Below are 16,234 nucleotides of genomic sequence, written 5' to 3' on the forward strand. Positions count from 1 at the left end.
TATTCTAATGTGAAGCATGAACATTGTTATCTAGTTTTGAGAGAACATTCTCTCCATCAGGTTTGGTGGCGATAGCGAAGAGGTCACACCCGTTCCCATACCGAACACGGAAGTTAAGCTCTTCAGCGCCGATGGTAGTTGGGGGTTTCCCCCTGTGAGAGTAGGACGCCGCCAAGCTTCTATAAGGATCAGTTCCAGTCGGAACTGGTCTTTTTTGTGTTTTTGAGAGGTTTGATACCATATAAATGTGGAAATAATATTGTTAGTTGAGCGATTATCTTGAAAAATCGATCGAAAAAATTTATAGTAAGATTAAAGTCAAATATAGTCAAAGTCAATGGAGGAGGAGGCGGAGTGGCACAAAATATTTCTGATATCATCGAGCAGTATTTGAAGGAAGTCTTGGATCAGAACGGTCGAGAAATATTAGAAATTAAGCGCAATGAAATTGCAGATAAATTTCAATGCGTACCTTCACAAATTAACTATGTTATCAATACACGCTTTACGAGCGAGAGAGGCTATATCGTTGAAAGTAAGCGTGGCGGCGGTGGCTATATCCGCATCATTAAAGTCAAAATGAATGATGAAGTCGACTTATTGAACAACATTATTTCCCAAATATATCATCGTTTATCACAGGCTGCATCTGATCATATCATCATGCGTCTTGTTGAAAATAACATTTTATCTGAAAGAGAAGCTAAGATGATGATTAGTGTCATGGACCGTTCTGTATTGCATATTGATTTACCTGAACGTGATGAACTGCGTGCTCGGATGATGAAAGCGATGTTAAATGCTCTGAAATTAAAGTAAAGCGGGTGAAAAGATTGATTTGTCAAGAATGTAATGAGAGACCAGCCACTTTTCACTTTACGAAAGTTATAAATGGAGAAAAACAAGAAATGCACATATGTGAACAATGTGCAAAAGAAAACAGTGATTCATATGCTATGAGTGGAAACCAAGGTTTCTCGATTCACAACTTATTATCAGGCTTATTGAATATTGATCCTAGCTTCACCACAAGTGCTAACAAGGGCTCGTCTATTTTTCAAGAAGCGAAAGAAGTGGATCAATGTCCTAAGTGTGGCTTAACCTTTCAACAGTTCAGAAAAACAGGCCGATTTGGCTGTGCAGAATGCTATCGTACATTTGATCAGTATCTGAACCCTGTTTTAAGGAAAGTCCATAGTGGAAATACAGTCCATAATGGAAAAGTCCCAAAACGAATTGCCGGCAGCCTGCATGTTCGCCGGAAACTTGAGTTAATGCAGCAAGAGCTGAAGCAGCTGATTGAACAGGAAGAGTTCGAAAAGGCAGCGGAAGTTCGAGATCAAATTCGTGCATTAGAGCATGAGCAATCTCAGCAGAGGGAGGGAGATTAACGACATGTCGCTCCAGCATTTTATTCAAGACGCTCTAAGTCAGTGGATGAAACAAAAAGGACCAGAAAGTGACATTGTTCTAAGCAGTCGTATCCGGCTAGCTCGCAATCTAGAGCATGTTCGTTTCCCAACTCAGTTTTCTCAAGCTGAAGCTGAAGCTGTTCTCCAGCAATTCGAACAAAAGTTTGCTAGCCAGGAAGTGAAGGACATTGGAAACTTTGTTCTGATTCGAATGAATGAAACGCAGCCTTTAGCAAAGAGGGTACTTGTTGAAAAGCATTTGATTAGCCCCAATTTAGCTGAATCAAGATTTGGCGGCTGTTTGCTTTCTGAAAATGAAGAAATCAGTGTGATGCTGAATGAAGAGGACCATATTCGAATCCAATGCTTATTCCCAGGTTTTCAGCTAGCCAATGCACTAAAAGCGGCTAATCAGGTAGATGACTGGATTGAAGAGCAAGTGGATTATGCGTTTTCTGAAAAGCGAGGATACTTAACAAGCTGTCCGACCAATGTAGGTACAGGTATTAGGGCTTCGGTCATGATGCATTTACCAGCATTAGCGCTCACAAGACAAATGAATCGGATTATTCCGGCCATTAATCAATTAGGTCTTGTGGTCAGAGGAATTTATGGTGAGGGCAGCGAAGCAATAGGAAACATCTTTCAAATATCAAATCAAATGACACTTGGTCAATCAGAAGAAGACATTGTAGATGACTTGAATAGTGTGACCGCTCAGCTCATTGAACAAGAGCGATCTGCACGAAAAGCTTTATATCAAACATCTAAAATTGAACTTGAGGACAGAGTGTACCGTTCCTTAGGGATTTTGGCCAATTGTCGTATGATTGAATCAAAAGAAACAGCAAAGTGTTTGTCAGATGTGCGGCTTGGAATTGATTTAGGTATCATTAAGGGGCTTTCAAGTAATATACTGAATGAACTCATGATTTTGACTCAGCCCGGCTTCCTTCAACAATATTCAGGAGGAGCCTTAGAGCCAAATGAACGAGATATAAAACGAGCAGCGATTATTAGAGAAAGGCTGCGCTTAGAAATGCATAGGAATGGACAGGAGGATGAAACGATATGATGTTTGGAAGATTCACTGAAAGAGCTCAAAAGGTATTAGCACTTGCACAAGAAGAAGCCATTCGCCTAGGCCATAAGAACATAGGTACTGAGCACATTTTACTTGGCCTTGTACGTGAAGGTGAGGGCATCGCTGCCAAAGCGTTAGAAGCACTGGGCCTTGTTTCAGATAAAATCCAAAAAGAAGTCGAAAGCTTGATTGGAAGAGGGCAAGAGGTGTCTCAAGCTATTCCTCATTATACGCCTAGAGCGAAGAAGGTCACTGAGCTTTCAATGGATGAAGCAAGAAAGCTAGGTCATTCCTATGTAGGGACAGAACATATTCTATTAGGTCTTATTCGTGAGGGAGAGGGTGTCGCTGCCCGTGTCTTAAATAACCTCGGAGTGAGCTTAAATAAAGCACGTCAGCAAGTTCTGCAGCTGCTTGGAAGCAATGAAACCGGTGCATCTGCGGCAGGCTCTAATAGCAATGCAAATACACCAACACTAGATAGCTTGGCAAGAGATTTGACAGCTATTGCAAAAGAGGACAGCTTGGACCCTGTCATTGGCCGAAGCAAAGAAATTCAACGTGTCATTGAGGTCCTAAGTAGAAGAACAAAAAATAACCCTGTGCTGATTGGTGAGCCTGGTGTTGGTAAAACAGCCATCGCAGAAGGTCTTGCACAGCAAATTATTCATAACGAAGTGCCTGAAATCCTGCGCGATAAACGAGTGATGACACTGGATATGGGAACTGTTGTAGCTGGGACGAAATATCGTGGTGAATTCGAGGATCGTTTGAAAAAAGTGATGGACGAAATTCGCCAGGCAGGAAATATCATTCTCTTTATCGACGAGCTTCATACACTCATTGGTGCTGGTGGAGCAGAGGGCGCGATTGATGCGTCTAATATCTTGAAGCCATCCTTAGCACGTGGTGAGCTTCAATGTATTGGAGCGACAACGTTAGATGAGTACCGTAAATACATTGAAAAGGACGCTGCGCTTGAACGACGTTTCCAGCCAATTCAAGTAGATCAGCCGTCTGTTGATGAAAGTATTCAAATCTTAAGAGGGCTTAGAGACCGGTATGAAGCACATCACCGTGTGTCTATTACAGATGAAGCGATTGAGGCGGCAGTGAAGCTGTCTGACCGTTATATTTCTGACCGATTCCTTCCAGATAAGGCGATTGATTTAATTGATGAGGCAGGTTCGAAAGTCCGTTTACGTTCGTTCACGACACCGCCTAACCTAAAAGAGTTAGAGCAAAAGTTGGATGAAGTACGCAAGGAAAAGGATGCGGCAGTTCAAAGTCAAGAATTTGAAAAAGCAGCTTCTCTTCGCGATACAGAACAGCGTTTGCGTGAAAAAGTAGAAGTGACAAAGAAATCATGGAAAGAAAAGCAGGGACAAGAGAATTCAGAGGTATCTGTAGATGATATTGCAATGGTCGTTTCGAGCTGGACGGGAGTACCTGTTTCGAAAATTGCTCAAACGGAGACAGATAAGCTTCTGAACATGGAACAATTGCTCCACTCTCGTGTGATCGGGCAGGATGAAGCCGTTGTCGCTGTAGCGAAAGCGGTGAGACGTGCACGTGCTGGCCTGAAAGATCCAAAACGTCCAATCGGCTCCTTTATCTTCTTAGGACCAACAGGGGTTGGTAAAACGGAGCTTGCAAGAGCACTCGCTGAGTCTATTTTCGGTGATGAAGAAGCAATGATCCGTATTGATATGTCTGAATACATGGAGAAACACTCTACATCCAGACTTGTTGGGTCACCTCCAGGCTATGTGGGTTATGATGAAGGTGGACAGCTGACTGAAAAAGTGAGAAGAAAACCTTATTCTGTCGTTCTTTTAGACGAGATTGAAAAGGCTCATCCAGATGTATTTAATATCTTACTGCAAGTGTTAGAAGATGGTCGTCTGACTGATTCTAAAGGGCGTACCGTTGACTTTAGAAATACGATTTTGATCATGACATCAAACGTTGGAGCTAGTGAGCTGAAGCGCAATAAATATGTTGGCTTTAACGTGCAGGATGAAGGTCAAAATTACAAGGATATGAAAGGCAAAGTGATGGGCGAGTTGAAACGTGCGTTTAGACCTGAGTTTATCAACCGTATTGATGAAATCATTGTCTTCCACTCGCTTGAGAAGAAACATCTCAAAGAGATCGTGTCTCTCATGTCTGATCAATTGACAAAACGATTAAAAGAACAAGACCTATCAATTGAATTGACGGAAGCAGCAAAAGCGAAAATTGCCGACGAAGGAGTAGATCTTGAGTACGGTGCGCGTCCGTTAAGAAGAGCGATTCAAAAGCATGTAGAAGATCGACTTTCTGAGGAGCTTCTGAAGGGGAATATTGAAAAAGGTCAACATATCGTATTAGATGTGGAAGATGGAGAAATTGTCGTAAAAGCGACGGCTGCTACGAACTAATATAGTAAGAAAAAAGTGTGAGGCATACCAGCAAGGTGTATGCCTCCCTTTACTTATTTTCTGACCAGTATAAGGAGTTGTATTCTTCAATCTATGGCTAAGACAAAATCAAAATTTATATGCCAATCGTGCGGTTATGAGTCAGCCAAATGGATGGGGAAATGTCCAGGCTGCGGCACGTGGAACAGTATGACAGAAGAGGTCGTTCGCAAAGAGCCGGCAAACCGTCGAAGTGCTTTTAATCATTCTGTTCAAACCATTCAAAAACCTTCACCTATATCTGCAATTGAAACATCCGAAGAACCCCGAATTAAAACAAATTTAGAAGAATTTAACCGAGTATTAGGAAGTGGAATTGTCAAAGGTTCTCTTGTTCTCATCGGCGGAGATCCTGGGATTGGGAAGTCCACATTGTTATTACAAGTATCAGCACAGCTCTCAGACAAAAATCAGAATGTGTTATACATATCTGGTGAGGAGTCCATTAAACAAACGAAGCTAAGAGCGGACCGCCTTGGCATTGAAAGCACCTCTTTACATGTTTTGGCTGAAACCGATATGGAGTATATAACGTCTGCTATACAGGAGATGAAACCTGCGTTTGTTGTGGTGGATTCGATTCAAACCGTTTATCAAAGCGATATAACGTCAGCTCCCGGCTCTGTATCTCAAGTTAGAGAATGTACAGCGCAGCTGATGAAGATTGCCAAAACAAATGGTATTCCTATTTTTATCGTTGGTCACGTGACCAAAGAAGGCTCGATCGCAGGTCCACGCCTTTTAGAGCATATGGTGGACACAGTTCTTTATTTTGAAGGCGAGCGTCATCATACGTTTCGTATTTTACGGGCGGTCAAAAACCGATTTGGTTCAACGAATGAATTGGGAATTTTTGAAATGAGAGAGGAAGGGCTCACGGAAGTATTAAACCCATCAGAAATCTTTTTAGAAGAGCGGTCGGCAGGTGTATCTGGTTCGTGTGTTGTTGCCTCAATGGAAGGAACAAGACCCGTACTTGTCGAGATACAGGCGTTAATTTCCCCGACAAGCTTTGGGAATCCGCGAAGAATGGCCACTGGCCTTGACCATAATCGAGTATCGCTGCTCATGGCAGTTTTAGAAAAACGCGTGGGGCTGCTGCTGCAAAACCAAGATGCCTATTTAAAGGTCGCAGGCGGTGTGAAGCTTGACGAACCGGCGATTGACTTAGCTATTGCCGTCAGTATTGCATCAAGCTTTAAAGATGCAGCGCCGTATCAAGCGGATTGCTTTATAGGAGAGGTCGGTCTGACGGGAGAAGTCAGAAGAGTATCAAGAATTGAACAGCGAGTGCAGGAAGCTGCAAAACTAGGATTTAAGCGAATGTTTATTCCTCAGGCGAATATAGACGGATGGAAAAAGCCGAGAGGGATTGAGTTAGTTGGTGTAGAAAATGTAGCGGAGGCACTTCGAATTTCACTAGGGGGATCATAGAAATGGAAAAAGAGAAAAAAGGAGCGAGAGAACTCGATCTCTTAGATATTGTACAGTTTGTGGCACCAGGAACACCTCTGCGGGCAGGGATTGAAAACGTCCTGAGAGCCAATACTGGCGGGCTCATTGTTGTTGGTTATAATGACAAAGTAAAGAGTGTGGTAGATGGAGGATTTCACATTAATTCAGCCTTCTCCCCAGCACATTTATATGAATTGGCGAAGATGGATGGGGCCATTATTCTTAGCGATTCTGGTCAAAAAATCTTGTATGCGAATACACAGCTGATGCCAGATGCAACCATTCATTCATCGGAAACAGGCATGAGGCACCGGACGGCTGAACGTGTAGCAAAGCAGACAGGCTGCTTAATTATTGCTATTTCTGAACGGAGGAACGTCATTACCTTATACCAAGGGAATCGTCGTTATACGCTGAAAGATATTGGCTTTATTTTAACAAAGGCTAATCAAGCCATTCAAACACTTGAGAAATATAAAACGATTTTAGATCACGCCATTTCTGCGTTAAGCGCCCTAGAATTCGAAGAGCTTGTGACCTTTGGGGATGTATTATCCGTGCTGCACCGCTACGAAATGGTACTCAGAATCAAAAATGAAATCAATATGTATATCAAAGAGCTTGGAACAGAGGGACACTTGATCCGTCTGCAGGTCAATGAATTGATTACAGATATGGAGCAGGAAGCGGCTTTATTTATTAAAGATTACGTGAAAGAAAAGATTAAAGATCCGTATGTGCTGCTTAAACAACTTCAAGATATGTCGAGCTTTGAGCTTTTAGATGATTCCATTCTGTACAAGTTACTTGGATATCCAGCTTCTACAAATATTGACGAATATGTGTACACAAGAGGATACAGATTGCTCCATAAAATCCCTAGACTGCCAATGCCAATCGTCGAAAATGTGGTTGAAGCATTCGGTGTGCTAGATCGAATTATGGAAGCAGATGTACAAGAATTGGATGAAGTAGAAGGAATTGGAGAAGTAAGAGCGAAAAAGATAAAAAAAGGTTTAAAAAGGTTACAAGAAAAACATTATATCGATCGTCAGCTTTAAGAAGAGAAATTTTCCTCTACTACGGTTAAAAATGGATGAATATGGGTATATTAATGATGGTTTTGTTTTCTGTTGCTCATGATAGGAAACTTAAACATATATCAATGTCAGATGAAGGTGGATTGACAGATGAAAAATAAAGGAGGTGAAGGTATGTTAAAAAGAATCGTTCAGGCGTTTTTTATCATTTTGGGTGCAGTTGTGGGGATTTTTATCATTCCAGAGTTATTTCTGCTTTTAAATGTAAAGGACATACCTTTCATAACAAATGCTTACTCTTCAGCACTAATAGGAGCCGTTGTGTTCTTCATCATTGGTAAATGGTGCACAGGTTATGTGGTTAATTGGGTGAAATGGATCGAGGATTCTCTATTGAAGGCGCCTCTTCCTGATCTTATATCTGGAAGTTTCGGATTAGTATTTGGACTTATTCTAGCATATCTTATTGTAAACGTGATCCCGCTAAACAATATACCATATCATATTTTTGGTACCATTATTCCGATTTTCCTGGCTTTCTTTTTAGGATACCTTGGGTTTCAGGTAGGCTTTAAGAAGAAGGATGAAATGATAGGGCTGTTCTCCCGATCTGCAAAGGTCACAAAGAAAAAAGGAGCAGCTGATGATGAACCTGAAATAGAAGATAAAAAGCTGAAAATTTTAGACACAAGTGTTATCATTGATGGAAGAATCGCAGATATTTGCCAAACTGGATTCTTAGAAGGTGTCATGGTCATTCCTCAATTTGTACTCGAGGAATTACAGCATATTGCAGACTCTTCAGATGTATTAAAGAGAAATAGAGGCCGAAGAGGTCTTGATATTTTAAATCGTATTCAAAAAGAATTGGATATCAAAGTTGAAATTTACGAAGGTGACTTCGAAGACATTCAAGAGGTTGATAGCAAGCTTGTGAAGCTGGCGAAATTAACTTCAGGTGTTGTTGTGACCAATGATTTTAATTTAAATAAAGTATGCGAACTTCAAAAAGTAGCAGTGTTAAACATCAATGATCTAGCCAATGCCGTTAAACCGGTTGTACTGCCTGGGGAAGAAATGAAGGTACAGGTCATCAAAGATGGGAAAGAGCATAACCAAGGTGTTGCTTACTTAGATGACGGGACGATGATTGTGGTCGAGGAAGGACGCAATTACATTGGAAAAGACATTGACGTGCTCGTCACAAGTGTGCTGCAGACTGCTGCTGGAAGAATGATTTTTGCGAAGCCAAAACTTCTGGAGAAGGCGCTCTAAAGGGAGAACGAACATGTATTATGAAGTAGTTATTCCGGCTGCGGGGCAGGGGAAACGAATGAAGGCCGGCCGCAATAAGCTTTTTATTGAGCTGAAAAGAATGCCGGTCATCATTCATACACTAAAGGTGTTTGATGCTCATGCGCAATGCAAACGAATGATCCTAGCGATCAATGAAGAGGAGCGTCAAGACTTTGAAAGGCTACTCAAGGTACACGCTTTTCAAACGCCTGTTTCACTTGTCACTGGCGGTGAAGAACGTCAGCAAAGTGTATACGAAGGATTAAAGGCTGTGAAAGATGCGGACATCGTGCTTGTTCATGATGGGGCAAGGCCTTTTATTAAGCATACACAGATTGACTTGCTCGTTAAAGCGGCGATTGAAAAAGGCTCCGCAGTTGTAGCGGTACCAGTGAAAGACACAATCAAACGCGTTCAAGAAGGCAAAGTGGAACAAACCATTGAACGTCAGAGCTTGTGGGCAGTCCAGACCCCACAAGCTTTTCGTCATTCTATTTTAAAAGAGGCGCATGAATATGCGGAGCGGACAGGCTTCCTTGGAACAGACGACGCCAGTCTTGTTGAACAATTACAAGGTGAGAATGTGTATATTGTCCAAGGAGACTATACCAATATTAAGCTGACAACACCGGATGATTTATTGGTTGCCAAGGCAATTATGGATGCGGAAAGAGGGTACTAGATCATGTTGAGAATAGGACAAGGTTTTGATGTACATCAATTAACAGAGGGAAGACCTCTAATTATCGGCGGGGTCACCATCCCTTATGAAAAGGGTCTGCTAGGGCATTCAGATGCTGACGTACTGCTTCACACAGTGGCAGATGCATGCCTGGGTGCGATTGCTGAAGGAGATATCGGCAGACATTTCCCAGACACAGATCCTGAGTTTAAGGATGCAGATTCTTTTAAATTATTGCAGCATGTGTGGGCACTTGTGAAAGAAAAGGGCTACACACTTGTGAATATTGACTGCACCATCATGGCGCAAAAGCCAAAAATGGCACCTTACATTCAACCAATGTGTGAGAAAATTGCAGAAGCGCTTGAGGCCGATGTCACACAGGTGAATGTCAAAGCAACAACGACAGAGAAACTCGGATTTACAGGAAGAGGAGAAGGAATTGCCTCTCAGGCAACAGTGCTTCTTCAGAAAAAGTAAAATCCATTTTGATGAGAATAGGTTTTGATGATAAAATACGTTTATAAAAAATTGGTGTCAGACAACATGATGCAGATGAAAGGAAGTTAAACTCATGGGAAATGAAGTGCGTGTTCGTTATGCACCGAGTCCAACTGGTCATTTACATATTGGGAATGCTAGAACGGCTCTTTTCAACTATTTGTTCGCACGCAGCCAAGGCGGCAAATTTATTATTCGAATCGAGGATACGGACCAAAAGCGTAATGTAGAAGGCGGGGAGGAAAGCCAGCTTCGCCACCTGCAATGGCTCGGTATTGATTGGGATGAGAGCATTGATAAAGATGGCGGTTACGGTCCTTATAGACAATCAGAGCGTAATGATATTTACAAAAAATATTATGACGAGCTGTTAGAGAAGGACTTGGCGTATAAGTGCTATTGTACGGCAGAAGAGCTAGAGGCAGAGCGTGAAGCACAAATCGCCCGCAGTGAAATGCCTCGATATTCTGGTAAATGCAGTCATTTATCAAAAGAAGAAGAGGACAAGCTGATTGCTGAAGGAAGAGAGCCAAGCATCCGCTTCCGAGTGCCCAAAGGAGAAATCATCAAATTTGACGACATGGTCAAAGGTGAAATTTCATTTGAAACAGACGGCATTGGTGACTTTGTTATTGTGAAAAAAGATGGCACGCCAACTTATAACTTTGCCGTAGCCGTGGATGATCATTTGATGAAAATGACTCACGTTCTTCGCGGAGAAGATCATATTTCAAATACCCCTAAACAAATCATGATTTTTCATGCATTTGGCTGGAATGTTCCGCTATTCGGACATATGACGTTGATTGTGAACGAGAACCGCAAGAAATTAAGTAAACGTGATGAATCAATTATTCAATTCATCGAGCAATATAAGAACTTAGGCTATTTACCTGAAGCCCTGTTTAACTTCATTGCATTACTTGGATGGTCTCCAGTAGGCGAAGAAGAACTGTTTACAAAAGAGCAATTCATTGACATTTTCGATGTAAACCGACTTTCTAAGTCACCAGCTCTATTCGATATGCATAAACTAAAATGGGTGAACAACCAATACGTGAAAGCACTTGATCTTGATCAGGTTGTGGCACTAACACTTCCGCATCTTCAAAAAGCAGGCAAGGTAAGTGAGCAGCTGACTGAAGAAGAAAACACGTGGGTACGCAAGCTTATTTCTCTGTATCACGAACAATTAAGCTACGGAGCAGAAATTGTTGAGTTAACAGAGTTGTTCTTTAAGGAGCAAATTGAGTATAATCAAGAGGCAAAGGAAGTTCTAGCAGAGGAGCAAGTACCAGAAGTGATGGCATCTTTTGCAGGTCAGCTTGAACAGCTTGAGTCTTTCACACCTGATGAAATCAAGGCTGCCATTAAAGCGGTACAAAAAGAAACAGGGCATAAAGGCAAGAAACTATTCATGCCGATTCGCGTGGCTGTCACAGGACAAACGCATGGTCCAGAACTTCCGCAAAGTATTGAATTACTAGGTAAAGAAACGGTATTAAACCGCATTAAACAAATATAAGGAAATCGTTGCGAGGGAGAAGTACAATGTACTCGTCCATCACAGAAAGAGTCTCCACCGGCTGAAAGAGACTTATGGGCAGACATTGGAAATGCACCCTCAAGACCCTTGAGGAACACGTACGTTAGTATGCAAGGGCGGTACCCTCCGTTATGGGATTAAGTTGAGAAGGCTGAAAGATAAGTAGCTTTCTAAACAGAGTGGAACCGCGTTTTCAAAACGTCTCTGTCATTTGGCAGAGGCGTTTTTTATTTGTCCAAAAAAAGAGAGCAAGTCCTAAGAGAGATTCATGGGGAGAACGGGGGGAGCATGTGTTTTTCAAAATGCTGAAAGAAGATATTGATACTGTGTTTGATCAAGATCCTGCTGCTAGAAGCTATATTGAAGTAGTGCTAACCTATTCAGGGCTTCATGCGATTTGGGCTCACCGTATTGCGCACGCATTTTATAAGCGGAAGCTGTATTTTATTGCGCGGATCATTTCTCAGGTCAGCCGCTTTTTCACAGGGGTGGAAATTCATCCGGCGGCAACCATTGGCAGGCGGTTCTTCATTGATCACGGCATGGGCGTCGTGATCGGGGAAACATGTGAAATTGGAGACAATGTCACTGTTTTCCAAGGCGTGACATTAGGGGGAACAGGGAAAGAAAAGGGAAAGCGGCATCCGACCATTTTAGATGATGCCCTCATTGCGACAGGTGCCAAGGTGCTTGGTTCTATCACGGTTGGAAAAGGGTCCAAGATTGGTGCAGGGTCGGTCGTGTTAAAAGACGTCCCAGACCATTCCACTGTTGTAGGTATACCTGGGCGAGTGGTCGTTCAAAATGGAAAGAAAATCAATCGTGATCTCAACCATCAAGATTTGCCAGATCCAGTTTCCGATCGTTTTAAAGAATTGGAACGAGAAATGGAAAAGCTAAAAGGTGAGCTGGCTTCATTGAGCAGAAAGGAAGAACAATCATGACAATCAATATTTATAATACATTGACACGTAAGAAGGAAGAATTTGTCCCGCTTGAGCCAGGAAAGGTCAAGATGTATGTGTGCGGACCAACCGTTTATAACTACATTCATATCGGGAATGCTAGACCTGCTATTGTTTATGACACTGTACGTAAGTATTTAGAATACAGCGGTTACGATGTGAACTTTGTATCAAACTTTACAGATGTGGATGATAAACTCATCAAGGCAGCCAATGAACTCGGAGAAGATGTGCCGACAATTGCTGATCGTTTTATCCAAGCCTACTTTGAAGACGTCAGTGCGCTCGGCTGCAAAAAAGCAGACCTTCACCCGCGAGTGACGGAAAACATGGATGATATCATTGCGTTTATTGCGACATTGATTGAAAAAGGCTACGCCTATGAAGCAGATGGTGACGTGTATTACAGCACACGCTCATTTGAAGGTTATGGAAAGCTTTCTCACCAATCAATTGATGAACTGAAGACGGGTGCTCGTATTCGTGTAGGTGAAAAGAAACGAGATGCGCTGGACTTTGCCCTTTGGAAGGCTGCAAAGGATCAGGAAATCTCTTGGGATAGCCCGTGGGGCAAAGGACGCCCAGGCTGGCACATCGAATGCTCGGCAATGGTCAAAAAATATTTAGGTGATACGATCGACATTCATGCTGGCGGACAGGATTTAACATTCCCTCACCATGAGAATGAAATTGCCCAATCTGAGGCTTTGACAGGGAAGCCTTTTGCGAAATATTGGATGCATAACGGGTATATTAATATCGATAATGAAAAAATGTCAAAATCACTTGGCAACTTTGTGCTCGTGCATGACATTGTGAAAGAACAAGATCCTGATGTGCTCCGCTTCTTTATGTTGTCGGTTCACTATCGCCACCCAATTAACTACTCAATGGATTTATTAGAAAGTACAAAGAGTGCGTTTAACCGACTCAAGACATCGTATGCGAATTTACATCACCGTCTTGAGAGCAGTACTAATATCACGGAAGACAATGCTGAATGGCTGGAAAAAATTGAAGAGCAGCGTGCGACATTTATTTCTGAAATGAATGATGACTTCAATACGGCAAATGCGATCTCTGTTTTATTTGAATTAGCGAAACAGGCGAATTATTATATGGAAAATGATCATACTTCGGAGGAAGTGATCAAGGCATTTATCGGCTTGTTCCAAGAAATTACGTCTGTTCTCGGCTTCTCATTAGAAGAAAAGCACACGCTTGACGAAGAGGTAGAAGCGTTAATTGAAAAACGCAATGAAGCTAGAAGAAATCGTGACTTTGCCCTATCTGATCAAATTCGTGATCAATTAAAGAACATGAATATTGTGTTGGAGGACACTCCTCAAGGTACTCGCTGGAAAAGAGGAGAATAGGCAATGTTGAATTTTGAAAAGCTGAAAGACGGTAAACAGCTGAACGGACTTGCGCTGGCTTATATGGGTGATGCCATTTTTGAAGTATATGTGAGGCATCACCTCCTCCAAACGGGGGCGACAAAACCAAATGAGCTGCACAAACGAGCAAGCAAAATTGTTTCAGCTAAATCACAGGCTGCTATTTTATTTACGCTTCAGCAGCAAGGCTTTTTCACTGAAGCAGAAGAAGCGGTGCTGAAAAGAGGAAGAAACGCAAAATCAGGCACAGTGCCTAAAAACACAGACGTTCAAACGTATCGTTATAGTACAGCGTTTGAAGCGCTCATGGGGTATTTATTTATCGAAAAGCAGGACGAACGCTTAGAAGAGCTGATTGGTCAGGCGATTGAAATCGGAACGTCAGGGAGGAAGACAAATGAGTCAGCAACATGATTATGTCATTGGGAAAAATGCAGTGATTGAAACACTGAAGTCAGATCGGGAGTTATACAAGCTCTGGATGGCAGAAAACACTGTAAAAGGACAAGCCCAGCAGGTCATTGAACTCGCTAAAAAGCAAAATATCACCATTCAGTATGTTCCGAGGAAAAAGCTTGATCAAATGGTTACAGGTCAGCACCAGGGAATCGTTGCACAAGTAGCAGCATATGAATATGCAGAATTGGACGATCTGTATCAAATCGCTGAAAAGCGGAATGAGCAGCCTTTCTTTCTGATTTTAGATGAAATTGAAGACCCGCATAATTTAGGATCTATTATGCGTACGGCAGATGCTGTAGGTGCACATGGGATTGTCATTCCGAAAAGGAGAGCGGTCGGTCTAACAACAACAGTTGCTAAGGCATCCACTGGAGCAATTGAGCATATTCCTGTTGCAAAAGTGACCAATCTTTCAAGAGTCCTTGATGAAATGAAAGAAAGAGGAATCTGGGTTGCGGGAACAGATGCGTCTGCTAAACAGGATTACAGACAATTTGATGGCACAATGCCGCTGGCTCTTGTGATTGGCAGTGAAGGAAAAGGAATTGGCCGATTGATTAAAGAAAAGTGTGATTTTCTGATTAAACTGCCTATGGCCGGGAAGGTTACTTCGTTAAACGCATCAGTTGCGGCTGGTCTATTGATGTATGAAGTGTATCGAAAACGTTATCCGTTAGGAGAATAGAGATGGATATCCTCTTAGTCGATGGATACAACATGATAGGTGCATGGCCTCAGCTGCAGCACTTAAAGGAAAACAGCTTTGAAGAAGCCAGAGACGTGCTGATTCAACATTTAGCAGAATATCAAGCATACACAGGGTATCGAGTCATTGTCGTATTCGATGCCCATATGGTCAAAGGAATTGAAAAAAAGCGGACCAACCACCGAGTAGAGGTCATCTTTACGAGAGAGAATGAAACGGCGGATGAGCGGATTGAAAAGCTGGCGCAGGATTTGAATAATATCCGGACGCAAATTCATGTGGCAACCTCAGATTTTACGGAACAATGGGCTATTTTTGGACAAGGAGCTCTTCGGAAGTCGGCTCGTGAGCTTTTAAGAGAGATTGAAGTGATAGAACGAAAGATTGAAACGAGGGTCAAAAAGATTACTTCTGATAAACCAGCATCTAAGATTGAATTGTCAGAAGATGTATTGAAAACGTTTGAAAAATGGCGGCGCGGGAATCTGGAATAGCTTGACGATATTTCAACCATTAATGTATAATATTTCTATCTAGGTGCGGTCGGGGGGATCGAAGTGAATCTAAACAACAGCAAGGGTAAGTCCATCAGAGAGCAATTTTGCCAGTTGGAAGATGAACAAGTCATTGAAAGGGTTCATGTCGGAGATAGTGATGCGCTAGATTATTTAATAACGAAATACCGCAATTTTGTACGTGCGAAAGCAAGATCTTATTTCTTGATAGGAGCGGATCGAGAGGACATTGTCCAAGAGGGAATGATCGGACTTTATAAGTCTATCCGCGATTTCAGAGAGGACAAGCTTACTTCATTTAAGGCTTTTGCAGAATTATGTATTACCCGCCAAATTATCACCGCAATTAAAACAGCTACTCGCCAAAAACATATCCCGTTAAATTCCTATGTATCATTAGACAAGCCGATCTACGATGAAGAATCGGACAGAACATTATTAGATGTCATTTCCGGTGCTAAAGCGCTTAACCCAGAAGACTTAATTATTAGCAAAGAAGAATTTGATGATATCGAAATGAAGATGGGTGAACTGCTAAGCGAGCTGGAAAGAAAGGTACTTGTGCTGTATCTTGATGGCAGATCCTATCAGGAGATTTCGGAAGATTTAAACCGTCATGTGAAATCAATTGATAACGCACTCCAAAGAGTAAAGAGAAAATTAGAGAAATATTTAGAGCTTCGCGAGATTAGTCTCTAATCAAACCTATAT

Annotated in this window: 16 protein-coding genes, 1 rRNA gene and 1 other annotated feature; all 17 genes read left to right on the plus strand. The window is 42.1% G+C overall.

Annotated features, from left to right (window positions below; translation table 11 throughout):
- Nucleotides 1-61 precede the first annotated feature (61 nt).
- The 17 genes from rrf to sigH all read left to right on the plus strand — a co-directional run bounded on the left by rrf (nt 62) and on the right by sigH (nt 16,222).
- Nucleotides 62-177, plus strand: a 5S ribosomal RNA gene (rrf, locus tag MHH61_RS09420).
- Nucleotides 178-354: 177 nt separating this feature from the next.
- Nucleotides 355-819: a CtsR family transcriptional regulator gene (locus MHH61_RS09425; protein WP_003217184.1), complete on the plus strand. Its 465-nt coding sequence runs from the start codon at nt 355-357 to the stop codon at nt 817-819.
- 14 nt (nt 820-833) lie between these two features.
- Entirely contained in the window at nt 834-1,391 is a 558-nt protein-coding gene (locus MHH61_RS09430) for a UvrB/UvrC motif-containing protein (protein WP_024425862.1), read from the plus strand.
- A gap of 4 nt (nt 1,392-1,395) precedes the next feature.
- Nucleotides 1,396-2,487 carry a protein arginine kinase gene (locus tag MHH61_RS09435; protein ID WP_024425579.1) on the plus strand — a complete coding sequence of 364 codons (1,092 nt, stop codon included), beginning with the start codon at nt 1,396-1,398 and terminating at the stop codon, nt 2,485-2,487.
- Entirely contained in the window at nt 2,484-4,919 is a 2,436-nt protein-coding gene (gene clpC, locus MHH61_RS09440; RefSeq protein ID WP_048240170.1) for an ATP-dependent protease ATP-binding subunit ClpC, read from the plus strand. Before MHH61_RS09435 ends, clpC begins: the two co-directional genes overlap by 4 nt.
- A 93-nt stretch (nt 4,920-5,012) precedes the next feature.
- Complete coding sequence (radA, locus tag MHH61_RS09445) at nt 5,013-6,392, plus strand: DNA repair protein RadA (RefSeq protein WP_125587481.1); 1,380 nt, start codon at nt 5,013-5,015, stop codon at nt 6,390-6,392.
- Nucleotides 6,393-6,394: 2 nt separating this feature from the next.
- Nucleotides 6,395-7,474 carry a DNA integrity scanning diadenylate cyclase DisA gene (gene disA / locus MHH61_RS09450; RefSeq protein ID WP_024425581.1) on the plus strand — a complete coding sequence of 360 codons (1,080 nt, stop codon included), beginning with the start codon at nt 6,395-6,397 and terminating at the stop codon, nt 7,472-7,474.
- A gap of 153 nt (nt 7,475-7,627) precedes the next feature.
- The gene (locus MHH61_RS09455; RefSeq protein WP_024425582.1) at nt 7,628-8,728 is read left to right on the plus strand and encodes a PIN/TRAM domain-containing protein; all 1,101 of its coding nucleotides are present in this window, start codon (nt 7,628-7,630) and stop codon (nt 8,726-8,728) included.
- 13 nt (nt 8,729-8,741) lie between these two features.
- Nucleotides 8,742-9,431: a 2-C-methyl-D-erythritol 4-phosphate cytidylyltransferase gene (ispD, locus tag MHH61_RS09460; protein ID WP_024425583.1), complete on the plus strand. Its 690-nt coding sequence runs from the start codon at nt 8,742-8,744 to the stop codon at nt 9,429-9,431.
- A 3-nt stretch (nt 9,432-9,434) separates the two neighbouring features.
- Entirely contained in the window at nt 9,435-9,911 is a 477-nt protein-coding gene (ispF, locus tag MHH61_RS09465; protein ID WP_003216928.1) for a 2-C-methyl-D-erythritol 2,4-cyclodiphosphate synthase, read from the plus strand.
- A 94-nt stretch (nt 9,912-10,005) separates the two neighbouring features.
- Nucleotides 10,006-11,457: a glutamate--tRNA ligase gene (gene gltX, locus MHH61_RS09470; protein WP_125587480.1), complete on the plus strand. Its 1,452-nt coding sequence runs from the start codon at nt 10,006-10,008 to the stop codon at nt 11,455-11,457.
- Nucleotides 11,457-11,687 (plus strand) — a binding site (T-box leader). It overlaps the preceding gene by 1 nt.
- An 81-nt stretch (nt 11,688-11,768) precedes the next feature.
- Entirely contained in the window at nt 11,769-12,422 is a 654-nt protein-coding gene (gene cysE, locus MHH61_RS09475) for a serine O-acetyltransferase (protein ID WP_024425585.1), read from the plus strand.
- Complete coding sequence (gene cysS / locus MHH61_RS09480; RefSeq protein WP_024425865.1) at nt 12,419-13,819, plus strand: cysteine--tRNA ligase; 1,401 nt, start codon at nt 12,419-12,421, stop codon at nt 13,817-13,819. The genes cysE and cysS overlap by 4 nt, the downstream gene beginning before the upstream one ends.
- 3 nt (nt 13,820-13,822) lie before the next feature.
- Nucleotides 13,823-14,254, plus strand: coding sequence for a Mini-ribonuclease 3 (locus MHH61_RS09485; RefSeq protein WP_024425587.1), 432 nt, complete (start codon nt 13,823-13,825; stop codon nt 14,252-14,254).
- Nucleotides 14,238-14,987 (plus strand): 23S rRNA (guanosine(2251)-2'-O)-methyltransferase RlmB, encoded by a 750-nt coding sequence (rlmB, locus tag MHH61_RS09490; protein ID WP_125587479.1) that lies wholly within the window; start codon nt 14,238-14,240, stop codon nt 14,985-14,987. Before MHH61_RS09485 ends, rlmB begins: the two co-directional genes overlap by 17 nt.
- Before the next feature lie 2 nt (nt 14,988-14,989).
- On the plus strand, nt 14,990-15,502 hold the full coding sequence (rae1, locus tag MHH61_RS09495) for a ribosome-dependent mRNA decay endonuclease Rae1/YacP (protein ID WP_024425589.1): 513 nt from the start codon (nt 14,990-14,992) through the stop codon (nt 15,500-15,502).
- A 63-nt stretch (nt 15,503-15,565) separates the two neighbouring features.
- A complete protein-coding gene (gene sigH / locus MHH61_RS09500) occupies nt 15,566-16,222 on the plus strand; it encodes an RNA polymerase sporulation sigma factor SigH (RefSeq protein WP_008345424.1) in 657 nt (218 codons plus the stop codon).
- Nucleotides 16,223-16,234 lie beyond the last annotated feature (12 nt).

The sequence above is a fragment of the Bacillus sp. FSL K6-3154 genome (assembly GCF_040869395.1).
GTDB classification, from domain to species: Bacteria; Bacillota; Bacilli; order Bacillales; family Bacillaceae; genus Bacillus; species Bacillus safensis.

Excerpts from the sequence above, each read along its gene's own strand:
- cysS (WP_024425865.1), top strand. The coding sequence starts at position 12,419 with ATGACAATCAATATTTATAATACATTGACACGTAAGAAGGAAGAATTT.
- ispD (WP_024425583.1), top strand. The coding sequence starts at position 8,742 with ATGTATTATGAAGTAGTTATTCCGGCTGCGGGGCAGGGGAAACGAATG.
- clpC (WP_048240170.1), top strand. The coding sequence starts at position 2,484 with ATGATGTTTGGAAGATTCACTGAAAGAGCTCAAAAGGTATTAGCACTT.
- rlmB (WP_125587479.1), top strand. The coding sequence starts at position 14,238 with ATGAGTCAGCAACATGATTATGTCATTGGGAAAAATGCAGTGATTGAA.
- MHH61_RS09435 (WP_024425579.1), top strand. The coding sequence starts at position 1,396 with ATGTCGCTCCAGCATTTTATTCAAGACGCTCTAAGTCAGTGGATGAAA.
- gltX (WP_125587480.1), top strand. The coding sequence starts at position 10,006 with ATGGGAAATGAAGTGCGTGTTCGTTATGCACCGAGTCCAACTGGTCAT.
- rae1 (WP_024425589.1), top strand. The coding sequence starts at position 14,990 with ATGGATATCCTCTTAGTCGATGGATACAACATGATAGGTGCATGGCCT.
- radA (WP_125587481.1), top strand. The coding sequence starts at position 5,013 with ATGGCTAAGACAAAATCAAAATTTATATGCCAATCGTGCGGTTATGAG.
- MHH61_RS09455 (WP_024425582.1), top strand. The coding sequence starts at position 7,628 with ATGTTAAAAAGAATCGTTCAGGCGTTTTTTATCATTTTGGGTGCAGTT.
- disA (WP_024425581.1), top strand. The coding sequence starts at position 6,395 with ATGGAAAAAGAGAAAAAAGGAGCGAGAGAACTCGATCTCTTAGATATT.
- ispF (WP_003216928.1), top strand. The coding sequence starts at position 9,435 with ATGTTGAGAATAGGACAAGGTTTTGATGTACATCAATTAACAGAGGGA.
- MHH61_RS09485 (WP_024425587.1), top strand. The coding sequence starts at position 13,823 with ATGTTGAATTTTGAAAAGCTGAAAGACGGTAAACAGCTGAACGGACTT.